This is a genomic window from Serratia sp. PGPR-27 (assembly GCF_022678525.1).
In the GTDB taxonomy this organism is placed as follows: domain Bacteria; phylum Pseudomonadota; class Gammaproteobacteria; order Enterobacterales; family Enterobacteriaceae; genus Serratia; species Serratia nematodiphila.
Genome location: NZ_JALBYS010000018.1, coordinates 14267 through 26516, shown reverse-complemented (window position 1 = coordinate 26516; position 12250 = coordinate 14267). Strand labels below are relative to the sequence as shown.

Here is a 12250-nt window from a genome sequence, read left to right as displayed (position 1 = left end):
GCTTCGCCCCTTTGCTTACCTCTCCAGGGACATTGAACATGAGACTTTCCGACCACAGCGCGCTGCCGGCCGCCGTTATCCGGCCCGGCTACGCACGTGAGCGCGTGAAACCGCGCATGGCGCATATCGGCTTCGGCGCGTTTCACCGCGCGCACCAGGCGATGTACGCCGACAGGCTGGCCAGCGAGCACGGCAGTGACTGGGGCTACTGCGAAATCAGCATGCAGCACGGCCGGCAAAAGATCGCCGATCTACGGCAACAGGACCTGCTGTTCTCGGTGGCGGAGATGGACGACGACGGTTGGCGGGGCCGGGTCATCGGCGTGGTGCGCCAGGCGCTGCACCTGCAAACCGACGGGTTGGCGGCGGTGCTGGCGGCCCTGACGCAGCCCGAGATCGCCATCGTCTCGCTGAGCATCAGCGAAAAGGGCTATTGCCACCACCCCGCCAGCGGCCGACTGATGGCGGAACACCCGGCGATCACGCATGATATCGCCCACCCGGCACAGCCGCAGTCGGCGCCGGGGCTGCTGCTGGCGGCGCTGCGCCTGCGCCGTGAACGCGGGCTGCCGCCGTTCGCCGTGATGTCCTGCGATAACATGCCGGCCAACGGCCGGGTCACGCGCCAGGTGCTGGTCGAACTGGCGCAGCGGCAGGATCCGGCGCTGGCCGACTGGGTGCGTCAAGAGGTCGCCTTCCCTTCCACCATGGTGGATCGCATCGTGCCGGCGGTAACGCCGGAGGCCCGCCGGCAGTTGCGCACCTGGCTGGGCGGCGTCGAAGATGAGGTCGGCGTAGCCTGCGAGCCGTTCAGCCAGTGGGTCATTGAAGATCGATTTCCCCAGGGGCGCCCGGCCTGGGACAAGGTCGGCGCCGAACTGGTGAGCGACGTGCTGCCGTACGAGGAGATGAAGCTGCGCATGCTGAACGGCAGCCATTCGTTTCTCGCCTACCTCGGCTACCTGGCCGGTTATCAGCACATCGGCGACTGCATGCAGGATGCGGATTTTGTCCGCGCCGCCCGTCACCTGATGCTGGCGGAACAGGCGCCGACCCTGCAGGTGCCGAACGTCGATTTGGCGCAGTATGCCGACTCGCTGCTGCAGCGTTACCGCAATCGCGCGTTGAAACACCGCACCGCGCAGATCGCCATGGACGGCACGCAGAAGCTGCCGCAACGGCTGCTGGACGCGATCCGCTGGCATCTGGCGCGCGGCAGCCGCTTCGACTGCCTGGCACTGGGCGTCGCCGGCTGGATGCGCTACGTCGGCGGCCGTGATGAACAAAGCGAGCCGATCGCCATCAGCGATCCGCTGCGCGAGCGCCTCGCCGCGTTGGTCGCCGGCAGCGAGGAAGGCCGGCCCCGCGTCCTGGCGCTGCTGCAACTCGACAGCGTCTTCGGCCGCGATCTGCCCGATTCGCCTGACTTCGTCCACGCCGTCAGCCACGCTTATCACCAACTGCTGAGCCTGGGGGCCAAAGCCGCCGTCGCCGCTCTGCCGCTTACCGACCGGGAGGTTTCCGATGACCGTCACCACGCATAACGCCGTCAATACCGGCAATCAACCGCTGCTGCGGCGCGTCGCCAGCGCGTCGGCCATCGGCACCGCCGCCGAATACTATGATTTCTTCGCCTACGGCACCGCTGCGGTGCTGTTCTTCGGCCAGCTGTTTTTCCCCAGCGCCGATCCGCTGATCAGCACGCTGGCGGCCTTCGCCACCTACGCGGTCGGTTTCCTGGCGCGCCCGCTGGGCGGCATCGTGTTCGGCCATATCGGCGACAAAGTCGGCCGCAAGAAGGCGCTGGTGATCACCATCCTGATCGTCGGCCTCGGCACCTTTTGCATCGGCCTGCTGCCTACCTATGAGCAGATCGGCATCTGGGCGCCGATCGCGCTGATCTTTATCCGCGTGCTGCAGGGCTTCGGCGTCGGCGGCGAACAGGCCGGCGCGGTGCTGATGACCGCCGAATACGCGCCGCCGCCGCGGCGCGGTTTCTACGCCAGCTGGGTGCAGATCGGCGCGCCTGCCGGTTTCCTGCTGCCGTCCGGGCTGTTCGCGCTGCTGACCGCCCTGCTGTCGCCGGCGCAGATGCTGGACTGGGGCTGGCGCATTCCGTTCCTGCTCAGCCTGCTGCTGGTGCTGGTCGGGCTGTTTATTCGCCTGAAGATCGACGAGTCGCCGGTGTTTACCCAGATCCGCGCCACCAAAGCAGTGGAGAGCCGGCCGGTGGTGGAAGTGGCTCGCCGCTATCCCGGCCTTATCGCCAAAGGGGTGTGCGCCAAGCTGATCGAAGCCTGCGCCTTCGCCATGTTCACCGTGATCGTGCTGGCCTACGGTAAGGCCAACCACCTCAACGAAAGCATTTTGCTGGAGGCGATGATCGTGGCGGTGCTGCTGGAGATTTTCGCCATTCCGCTGATGGGCCGCCTCTCCGATCGGCTGGGGCGCAAACCGGTTTACATCGCCGGCGCGCTGCTGCAGGTGGTGTGCATCGTGCCGTTCTTTATGGCGATCAACCTCGATAATTTCTGGGTGACGCAGATCGCCATGATCGTGGTGCTGACCTTCGGCCACAGCATGTGCTACGCGCCGCAGGCCTCCTACTTCCCGGAGCTGTTCCCCACCCGCGTGCGCTGCAGCGGCATCGCGCTGATCTGGCAGATCGGCTCGCTGATCGGCAGCGGCATTCTCGGGCTGCTGGCGGTGAAGATCCTGCAGGTGACCGGCGGCCATTACTACGGGCTGGCCGGTTACATGATGGTGCTGGGCGTGGTGTCGGCCCTCGGCCTGAGCCTGATGCCGGAAACCGCGCCAGAGCGGCGCAAACAGGAATATCAGGATTGGCATCACTGAGTTCCCCTGCCTGGCGGGTGGATTTATCCCCCCGCCCTCAACCAATAATCTGCTAGTATGGTGGCATTCGAATTCCAGCCAGATGCCTGATTGTCGCCATGTCTGAAACGTACAGTCTCACCAACAACGTCCCGGTCAACCAGCAGATCTATCGCTTCCTGCGCAAAGATATCGTCGACTGCACCATCCCCCCCGGCACCCTGCTGTCCGAGAAAGAGATCTCCACTCGCTTTTGCGTTTCGCGCCAGCCGGTGCGCGAAGCCTTCATCAAGCTGGCGGAGGCCGGCCTGGTGCAGATCCTGCCGCAGCGCGGCACCTTTGTGATGAAGATTTCCGCCAAGCGCGTGGCCGACGGGCGCTTTATCCGTCAGGCGGTGGAATGCGCCATCGTGCGCCGCGCGGCCGAGCGCGCCACTCCGGCGCAGCTGATGACGCTGGAGCATAACCTGCACCGTCAAGAGCTGGCGGCGCAGAACGGGCAAACGCGCGAATTTTTGGCGCTGGACGACGAGTTCCACCAGCTGCTGACCCAGTTTGCCGACTGCCCGCTGGCGTGGGAGACCATCGAAACCATCAAGGCCACCATGGATCGGGTGCGTTTCCTCAGCCTGAGCGAAGTCTCGCCGCCGGAGAGCCTGATCAAGCAGCACTACCGCATCTACGAAGCGCTGAAAGCGCGCGATGCCGAGGCGGCGGAGCGCGCCATCCACGATCATCTGCAGGAGATGATCTACTCCATCACCCCGATCGCCCAACAGAATACCGCGTGGTTCGAGATCGAATAATCAATCGCTTAGCGCGCCGGGGGCGATCGCCCCCGCGTATTTGGCCACGCAAATGGCATTTCCTCTCAATCGCATCTATTGTTTGTCCTTGCCGGAGCAAGTTCGGTAGCATCGCTTTACAGCTTCAATCACCGCTTTTTACTGCGCCGGTGGTCAAAAACCCTTGCATTGCCGGTGTATGAAGAAGCTTAATCGGGAGTGAATCATGACTGATATTGTGCAGTTGCTAGGAAAGGAAGCGGAAGATCTGCTGCAACACCGCTGTGCCACTATCCCCGCCGAGAATCTCTACCTGCCGGGCGCCGACTTCGTCGACCGCGTAATGATCGATAACAACCGCCCCAACAGCGTGCTGCGTTCGATGCAAACCCTGTTCAACCACGGCCGCCTGGGCGGCACCGGTTATCTGTCTATCCTGCCGGTCGACCAGGGCATCGAGCACTCCGCCGCCGCCTCGTTCGCCGCCAACCCGCTGTATTTCGATCCGAAGAACATCGTCGAGCTGGCGATTGAAGCCGGCTGTAACTGCGTCGCCTCCACCTATGGCGTGCTGGCGTCGGTATCGCGCCGCTATGCGCATAAAATTCCGTTCCTGGTCAAACTCAACCACAACGAAACGCTGAGCTACCCGACCCAGTACGACCAGACCCTGTACGCCAGCGTCGAGCAGGCGTTCAACATGGGGGCAGTGGCGGTCGGCGCCACTATTTACTTCGGCTCCGAGCAGTCGCGCCGCCAGATCGAAGAGATCTCGATCGCCTTCGAGCGCGCGCATGAGCTGGGGATGGTCACCGTGCTGTGGGCCTATCTGCGCAACCCGGCGTTCAACAAGGACGGCGTGGACTACCACTCCAGCGCCGATCTGACCGGCCAGGCCAACCACATCGCCGCCACCATCGGCGCCGACATCGTCAAACAGAAAATGGCGGAAAACAACGGCGGCTACCGCGCGGTGAAATTCGGCTATACCGACGACCGCGTCTACACCAAGCTGACCACCGATCACCCGATCGATCTGGTGCGCTACCAGCTGGCCAACTGCTACATGGGCCGCGCCGGGCTGATCAACTCCGGCGGCGCCGCCGGTGAGAACGATCTGCAGGAATCGGTGCGCACCGCGGTGATCAACAAACGCGCCGGCGGCATGGGCCTGATCCTGGGGCGTAAAGCCTTCAAGAAATCGATGAAAGACGGCGTGGCGCTGATCAACGCCGTGCAAGATGCCTATCTGGACAAGAAGGTCACCATCGCCTGATGTGACGGACCGCCTGTCCCAAAGCCCGGTTCGCCGGGCTTTTTTGTGCCCGCTCCCCTTAACCCGACGCTGCCAACCTTCTCTTTCTTTCACTTTAAACTTTCAAAATAAAATATTTATCTTTCAAATTGTGATCTATTTAAAACAAATAGCCCAACAAAGTGACTACTGTAAGGCCCATGGCGATAGAGCCGCCGTTCGCTCCAGGCCATAACAGTCCATTACAGGAGAACATAATGATTGAGCTAATCACCCACGGCGCCGAGTGGTTTATCGGCCTGTTTCAGAAAGGCGGTGAAGTGTTTGTCGGCATGGTGACCGGCATTTTGCCTTTGTTGATCAGCCTGTTGGTTATCATGAACGCGCTGATCAAATTTGTTGGCCAGGAACGTATCGAACGATTGGCGCAGCGCTGCGCGGGCAACCCCGTTTCGCGTTATCTGCTGCTGCCGCTGATCGGCACCTTTGTCTTCTGCAACCCGATGACCCTCAGCCTGGGGCGCTTCATGCCGGAGAAATACAAGCCGAGCTACTACGCGGCGGCCTCCTACAGCTGCCACTCGATGAACGGCCTGTTTCCACATATCAACCCCGGCGAGCTGTTCGTTTACCTCGGCATCGCCAGCGGCCTGACCACCCTCGGCCTGCCGCTCGGCCCGCTGGCAGTGAGCTATTTCCTGGTGGGGCTGTTCACCAACTTCTTCCGCGGCTGGGTCACCGATCTGACTACCAGCCTGTTCGAACGCAAGATGGGCATCCGTCTGGATCGCCAGGTGCAACTTTAATTCGTGGAGTGCAGCATGAGTGCTTATATCCGTATTGAAAAAGGCGCCAGCGGCTGGGGCGGCCCTTTGGAACTGCCGATCGAACCCGGCAAAAAAGTGGTGTACATCACCGCCGGCACCCGGCCTTCCATCGTCGATCGCCTCAGCGAATTGACCGGCTGGCCGGCCGTCGACGGTTTCAAAGAGGGCGAACCGCCGGCGGAAGAGATCGGCGTGGCGGTGATCGACTGCGGCGGCACCCTGCGCTGCGGCCTGTACCCGAAACGCCGCATTCCGACGGTCAATATCCATGCCACCGGTCAGTCCGGCCCGCTGGCGCAGTTTATCCTCGAAGACATCTATGTCTCCGGCGTGCGCGACCACAACATCAACCGAATCGAAGCGGCAGATAGCCAACCCGCCGCCGCCGTTGCCGCGCCGCCCAAGGCGCGCGACTACGACACCAGCAAGAAGATCACCGAGCAAAGCGACGGGCTGCTGGCGAAGGTCGGCATGGGCATGGGATCGGTGGTGGCGGTGTTCTTCCAGGCCGGGCGCGACACTATCGACACCGTGCTGAAGACCATTCTGCCGTTTATGGCATTCGTCTCGGCCTTGATCGGCATCATCATGGCCTCCGGCCTCGGGGACTTTATCGCTCACGGCCTGACGCCGCTGGCCAACAGCCCGATCGGCCTGGTGACGCTGGCGCTGATCTGTTCATTCCCGCTGCTGTCGCCGTTCCTCGGCCCCGGCGCGGTCATCGCCCAGGTGATCGGCGTGCTGGTCGGGGTGCAGATCGGCCTTGGCCATATTCCGCCGCAGCTGGCGCTGCCCGCGCTGTTCGCCATCAACGCGCAGGCCGCCTGCGACTTTATTCCGGTCGGCCTGTCGCTGGCGGAAGCCAAACAGGACACCGTGCGGGTCGGCGTGCCTTCAGTGCTGGTTGGCCGCTTCCTGACCGGCGCGCCGACGGTCCTGATCGCCTGGGCCGCCTCGGCCTTCATTTATCAATAATGTGATCCCCAGGGAGACGTTTATGCACACCATTTTTCACACCACCATCACGCAGATCGGCGGCTGCGCCCGCGACGCGTTGCTGGACAACATGCTGATCACCTTCCGTGAAGGCGCCCCGGCGGATATCGAAGAGTTCTGCTTCATCCACCGCCACGGCGCAACCGCCGGCGAGCTGCAGGTGGGCGGCGTGATGGAACTGGCGCAGCGGCGCTACGCCATCACCGCCGTCGGCAGCGTCGCCACGCAGAATCTGCGCGAGCTGGGCCATATCACCGTGCGCTTCGACGGCGAAGCCGAAGCCGAATTTCCCGGCTCGATCCACGTATCCGGCCCGACGCCGACCGATATCCCGTTGGGCAGCACGCTGTCATTTATCGCATAAGGAGTAGACCATGTCTGAAGTAGCTGTAGTGATTGGCGGCGGCCAAACGTTAGGTGCCTTTTTGAGCCACGGGCTGGCGCAGGCCGGTTATCGGGTGGCGGTGGCCGATCTGAACGCCGACAACGCCAGTCTGGTGGCACAGCAGATCAACGAAGAGTACGGCACAGGCAGCGCCTGCGGTTTTCAGGCCGACGCCACCGACGAGCAGAGCGTGATCGCGCTGGCGGCGGCGGTTGACCGGGCGTTTGGCCAAGCTAATTTGCTGGTGTACAGTGCCGGCATCGCCAAGGCGGCGCCGATCACCGATTTCCCGCTGGGCGACTTCGACCGCTCGCTGCAGGTGAACCTGGTGGGCTATTTCCTCTGCGCCCGCGAGTTCTCGCGCCTGATGATCCGCGACGGCATCGCCGGGCGCATCATCCAGATCAACTCCAAGTCCGGCAAGGTCGGCAGCAAGCACAACTCCGGCTACAGCGCCGCCAAGTTCGGCGGCGTGGGGCTGACGCAGTCGCTGGCGCTCGATCTGGCGGAGTACGGCATCACCGTGCATTCGCTGATGCTCGGCAACCTGCTGAAGTCGCCGATGTTCCAGTCGCTGCTGCCGCAGTACGCGCAAAAACTGGGCATCGCGCCGGATCAGGTGGAGCAGTACTACATCGACAAGGTGCCGCTGAAGCGCGGCTGCGACTACCAGGATGTGCTGAACACCCTGCTGTTCTACGCCAGCGACAAGGCCTCTTACTGCACCGGCCAATCGATCAACATCACCGGCGGCCAGGTGATGTTCTGACGCCAATCGATGCCCCCTTCAGCAGAGGGGGCTAAGGAGAACGCCATGACACAAGCTTTGATCGCCTTCGCGCTGCTGGCCTGGCTGCTGCAAATCGCCTTCGGCTGGTGGCAACTGCAACGTTTCAACCGCGCCTTCGATGGTTTATGCCGGCTGGGCGCCGTGGGCGTCGGCCGTTCCGGCGGCCGTTTTCGCCCGCGAGTGGTGCTGGCGCTGGCCTTCGACGCCGACCGGCGGGTGTGCGGCAGCCTGTTGCTGCGCGGCCTGACCGTTTTCGCCCGGCCACGCCCGCTGCCTCATTTACACGGGTTGCATCAGCGGGATTTGCGCCCGGATGTGATCTTCCCCGAGGATCGCGCATGCCAGTCTGCACTATCGTTAGCGATTGAACCCAAATCGTGATATTTTCACATTAAAAGACATTACCTTTCATAGTGAATTATTCAGCGAGGGGAAATGCCCAACTCTTGTGAACGGGAATCGCGATGAAACCAAAGCAGCGGCAGGCCGCTATCCTTGAATATCTGCAGCAGCATGGCAAAACGGCAGTGGACGCCCTGGCCGAGCATTTCTCCACTACCGGCACCACCATCCGCAAGGACCTCACCCTGCTGGAAGAAGAAGGCGAGGTGATCCGCACCTACGGCGGCGTGGTGCTCAGCCGCGACGACGGCGATCAGCCGATCGACCGCAAAACCCATATCAACACCGAGAAAAAACGTCAGATCGCCAGCGCCGCCGTGGCGCTGATCGCCGACGGCGACTCGCTGATCTTCGACGCCGGCAGCACGGTGCTGCAGATGGTGCCGCACCTGGCACAGTTCAACAACATCACGGTGATGACCAACAGCCTGACCATCGTCAACGCGCTGGTGGAGCTGGACAACGATCAGACCATCCTGATGCCCGGCGGCACCTACCGCAAGAAGTCGGCCTCGTTCCACGGCAGCCTGGCGGAATCGGCGTTTCAGCAATTCAGCTTCGACAAGCTGTTTATCGGCGCGGACGGCGTCGATCTCAACGCCGGCGTCACCACCTTCAACGAAGTGCACAACGTCAGCAAGGCGATGTGCGAAGCCGCCAGCCGCATTATTCTGTTGGTAGACTCCTCGAAATTCGGCCGCAAGAGCCCGAACGTGGTGTGCGAGCTCAGCGCCGTCGATACGCTGATCACCGACCGAGACATCAACCCCGATTATCTCGCCGCCCTGCAGGCGAAAGGCATCAATATTATTCTGGTAGGAGACCCCGATGAGTAACGCCAACGCCCTGCTCGCCTTTGCCCGCGAAACGCTGGAGATCGAGCTGACCGAAGCGCAGCGCCTGCTGGCACGCCTAGATGACAACTTCGTCTGCGCCTGCGAGCTGCTGCTGAACTGCCGCGGCAAAGCGGTGATTTCCGGCATCGGCAAGTCCGGCCATATCGGCAAGAAGATCGCCGCGTCGCTGGCCAGCACCGGCACGCCGTCGTTCTTCGTGCATCCGGCGGAGGCGCTGCACGGCGATCTCGGCATGATCGGCGCCGACGACGTGGTGGTGTTCATCTCCTATTCCGGCCGCGCCAAAGAGCTGGATCTGATCCTGCCGCTGCTGGCGGAGAACGGCATTCCGGTGATCGCCATCACCGGCGGCAAAGAGTCGCCGCTGGCGCTGGCCGCCGCCTGCGTGCTGGATATCGGCGTTGAGCGCGAAGCCTGCCCGATGGGGCTGGCGCCGACCTCCAGCGCGGTCAACACCCTGATGATGGGCGACGCCCTGGCGATGGCGCTGATGCGCCAGCGCGGTTTCAACGCGGAAGACTTCGCCCGCTCGCACCCGGGCGGCAGCCTGGGGGCGCGCCTGCTGAACCGCGTGCATCACCTGATGCGCACCGGCGATCGCCTGCCGCGCGTGAGCGAAAGCGCCAACGTGATGGAAGCGATGCTGGAACTGAGCCGCACCGGGCTGGGGTTGGTGGCGGTCTGCGACGCGCAGCAGCGTGTGGTGGGCGTATTTACCGACGGCGACCTGCGCCGCTGGCTGGTGAAGGGAAATAGCCTGCAGGATCCGCTCAGCCCGGCGATCACCCGCCCCGGCTATCGGCTGCCGGAGCAGTGGCGCGCCGGAGAGGCACTGGAAGCGCTGCACGAACAGCACATCAGCGCGGCCCCGGTGGTCAACATGGACGGCGTGCTGGTGGGGGCGCTCAACCTGCACGATCTGCATCAGGCCGGCATCGGCTGATCGGTGCTGGGGGCGCCGGCAGCGGCGCCCCCGGTCAGATCATTTCCAGTCGGGATTGTTCTCGAACTGCTGCTTCAGCAGCGCCTTCATGTCTTCATCCGGCTTGCCGAGCCACTGGTACTTAGCATATTTCTTCGGATGATCGACGGCTTCCGGCCGATCTTCCACCTCGACCCGCACGCCCCAGGCCTGGGATTTGTCCGCGCTGAACGCCACGATCAAAAAGTTGTTGCCGCAGTCGTGCGGCTTGCACAGGTTGCCGACCAGATACTCTTTGCCCTTCCAGCTCAAGTTTTGCGCCGGCGTAGAGGTGCCGACGCCCTTGCGCGCCCAGCCCGGCATCCGCGCCTGGCCTTTAACCATGTTTTGCCAGCTGGCCTGATACCCCGGCTGCTGAATCAAATCCGATGTGGTGACGATCTGCTGGGCAAAGCTGCCCGCGCTGAAGCTGAGCAGTGCGCCGAAGAGGGCGCAACGCAGCGCCTGGTGTCCCGTCATAGTCCTTCTCCCTAGGTTAAATCAGGTTTCGCCCATAAAACCGGGCCTGAACTAGTCAGACCACGGTTGCGGCAAAAAGTTGACTCACCACCAGGCGTGAAAATGATGCACCGGCCCGATGCCGTGCCCCACTTCCAGCGTATCCGCCTGTTGCAGCGCTTGTTGCAGGTAGTCCTTGGCGGCGGCCACCGTGGCCGCCCAGTCGGCATGGCGCGGGCGCAGCGCCGCCAGCGCGGCCGAGAGCGTGCAGCCGGTGCCGTGGGTGTGGCGGGTGGCGACGCGCGGCGCGGTAAAACGCTGCTCGCCTTCGACGGTGAACAGCCAGTCCGGGCTCTCGCTTTCGCTCAGGTGGCCGCCCTTCATCAGCACCGCCCGGCAGCCCATCGCCAGCAGCGCCCGCCCCTGCTCGCGCATCTGCGCTTCATCTTCCGCCGGCGGGCACGCCAGCAGCGCCGCCGCTTCCGGCAGGTTCGGCGTAATGATCGACACCAGCGGCAACAGCTCGCGCCGGATAGACTCTACCGCCTCCGGCGCCAACAGCGGATCGCCGCTTTTCGCCAGCATCACGGTGTCCAGCACCACGAATTCCGGCCGGTAATGGCGCAGCCGTTCGGCCACCGCCTGCACGATGTCGGCGTTGGCCAGCATGCCGATCTTGACGCTGTCGATGCGCACGTCGCTGAACACCGAGTCCAGCTGCGCGGCGACGAACGCCGGATCGATGTAATACACCGACTGCACGCCGCGGGTATTCTGCGCTACCAGCGCGGTGATCACCGAAGTGCCGTAGGCGCCAAGCGCCGAGAAGGCCTTCAAATCGGCCTGAATGCCGGCGCCGCCGCTGGGATCGGTGCCGGCGATGGTCAGCGCGTTAATACGTTTCATCACAGATCCTCCCCGCGCAGTTGATACAGGGCGTCGAGGAACGCCGGCGTAAAGCTGCCCGGCCCGGCGGCCTGCCTGGCCGCGAGGCCGCCGCAGTGTGACATCACCCGACAGGCGGTCGCCACGTTGTCCAGGCGATCGCCCGGCAGGGCGCAAAACGCCGCCGCCACCGCCGACAGCGCGCAGCCGGTGCCCACCACCCGCGTCATCAGCGGGGAGCCGCCTTCGATCGCCCAGTCGCGTTGGCCGTCGGTGACGTAATCCACCGCGCCGGTGACCGCCACCACCGCGCCGCTGCGCCGCGCCAGCTCACGCGCGGCGGGCAATGCCGCCAAGGAATCGTCGCCGCTGTCCACGCCGCGGCCGCTGGCCAGCAACCCGTTGAGCGCCATGATTTCCGAGGCGTTGCCGCGTATCGCCGCCGGTTGCTCGTCCAGCAGCTGTTTAGCGAAGGCGGTGCGGTAGGAGAGCGCGCCGACCGCCACCGGATCCAGCGTCCAGGGCTTGCCGGCCTGATTGGCGGCGGCCACCGCCGCCCGCATCGATTCGGCGCGCAGCGCGTTGAGGGTACCGACGTTGATCAGCAGGCCGTCGGCCAGCGCGCTGAACTGCGCCGCCTCTTGCGGCTCCACCACCATCGCCGGGGAGGCGCCGAGCGCCAGCAGCACGTTGGCAGTCAGCGATTGCACCACTTCGTTGGTCAGGCAGTGGATCAGCGGAGGCCGCTGTTGGAATTGGGTCAGGCAGGCCGCGGCGCGGGCGCCGGGTAGTGCATCAGGTCGAGCGATCATA

General features: G+C 63.8%; 14 protein-coding genes. 11 read left to right on the top strand and 3 right to left on the bottom strand.

Annotated elements, in window-relative coordinates; translation table 11 throughout:
* The first annotated feature begins 38 nt into the window (after positions 1-38).
* From MMS95_RS11795 to gutQ, 11 genes are all read left to right on the top strand, one after another.
* The gene (locus tag MMS95_RS11795) at positions 39-1544 is read left to right on the top strand and encodes a mannitol dehydrogenase family protein (protein ID WP_242141723.1); all 1506 of its coding nucleotides are present in this window, start codon (positions 39-41) and stop codon (positions 1542-1544) included.
* A complete protein-coding gene (locus tag MMS95_RS11790) occupies positions 1525-2856 on the top strand; it encodes an MFS transporter (RefSeq protein WP_004941539.1) in 1332 nt (443 codons plus the stop codon). The genes MMS95_RS11795 and MMS95_RS11790 overlap by 20 nt, the downstream gene beginning before the upstream one ends.
* Before the next feature lie 98 nt (positions 2857-2954).
* Positions 2955-3641, top strand: a complete 687-nt coding sequence (locus MMS95_RS11785) for a GntR family transcriptional regulator (RefSeq protein WP_004941533.1) — start codon at positions 2955-2957, stop codon at positions 3639-3641.
* A 205-nt stretch (positions 3642-3846) separates the two neighbouring features.
* Positions 3847-4896, top strand: a complete 1050-nt coding sequence (gene fbaB / locus MMS95_RS11780; protein ID WP_033632372.1) for a class I fructose-bisphosphate aldolase — start codon at positions 3847-3849, stop codon at positions 4894-4896.
* A gap of 236 nt (positions 4897-5132) precedes the next feature.
* Entirely contained in the window at positions 5133-5681 is a 549-nt protein-coding gene (locus MMS95_RS11775) for a PTS glucitol/sorbitol transporter subunit IIC (protein WP_004941528.1), read from the top strand.
* Between the two features lie 15 nt (positions 5682-5696).
* On the top strand, positions 5697-6677 hold the full coding sequence (locus tag MMS95_RS11770) for a glucitol/sorbitol-specific PTS transporter subunit IIBC (RefSeq protein ID WP_015378750.1): 981 nt from the start codon (positions 5697-5699) through the stop codon (positions 6675-6677).
* Positions 6678-6699: 22 nt separating this feature from the next.
* The gene (srlB, locus tag MMS95_RS11765) at positions 6700-7062 is read left to right on the top strand and encodes a PTS glucitol/sorbitol transporter subunit IIA (protein ID WP_021504438.1); all 363 of its coding nucleotides are present in this window, start codon (positions 6700-6702) and stop codon (positions 7060-7062) included.
* Positions 7063-7072: 10 nt separating this feature from the next.
* Entirely contained in the window at positions 7073-7852 is a 780-nt protein-coding gene (srlD, locus tag MMS95_RS11760) for a sorbitol-6-phosphate dehydrogenase (RefSeq protein WP_015378751.1), read from the top strand.
* Positions 7853-7897: 45 nt separating this feature from the next.
* Positions 7898-8254, top strand: coding sequence for a transcriptional regulator GutM (gutM, locus tag MMS95_RS11755; protein ID WP_004941515.1), 357 nt, complete (start codon positions 7898-7900; stop codon positions 8252-8254).
* 83 nt (positions 8255-8337) lie between these two features.
* Positions 8338-9111, top strand: coding sequence for a DNA-binding transcriptional repressor (locus tag MMS95_RS11750; protein ID WP_164044800.1), 774 nt, complete (start codon positions 8338-8340; stop codon positions 9109-9111).
* Entirely contained in the window at positions 9104-10075 is a 972-nt protein-coding gene (gutQ, locus tag MMS95_RS11745; protein WP_004941509.1) for an arabinose-5-phosphate isomerase GutQ, read from the top strand. Before MMS95_RS11750 ends, gutQ begins: the two co-directional genes overlap by 8 nt.
* Positions 10076-10114: 39 nt before the next feature.
* On the opposite strand, the gene MMS95_RS11740 is transcribed toward gutQ, so the two are convergent.
* The 3 genes from MMS95_RS11740 to thiM all read right to left on the bottom strand — a co-directional run bounded on the left by MMS95_RS11740 (position 10115) and on the right by thiM (position 12249).
* Positions 10115-10573 (bottom strand): inhibitor of vertebrate lysozyme family protein, encoded by a 459-nt coding sequence (locus MMS95_RS11740; protein ID WP_015378753.1) that lies wholly within the window; start codon positions 10571-10573, stop codon positions 10115-10117.
* 84 nt (positions 10574-10657) lie between these two features.
* Positions 10658-11458: a bifunctional hydroxymethylpyrimidine kinase/phosphomethylpyrimidine kinase gene (thiD, locus tag MMS95_RS11735; protein WP_015378754.1), complete on the bottom strand. Its 801-nt coding sequence runs from the start codon at positions 11456-11458 to the stop codon at positions 10658-10660.
* On the bottom strand, positions 11458-12249 hold the full coding sequence (gene thiM / locus MMS95_RS11730; protein ID WP_015378755.1) for a hydroxyethylthiazole kinase: 792 nt from the start codon (positions 12247-12249) through the stop codon (positions 11458-11460). The genes thiD and thiM overlap by 1 nt, the downstream gene beginning before the upstream one ends.
* Position 12250: the final 1 nt, after the last annotated feature.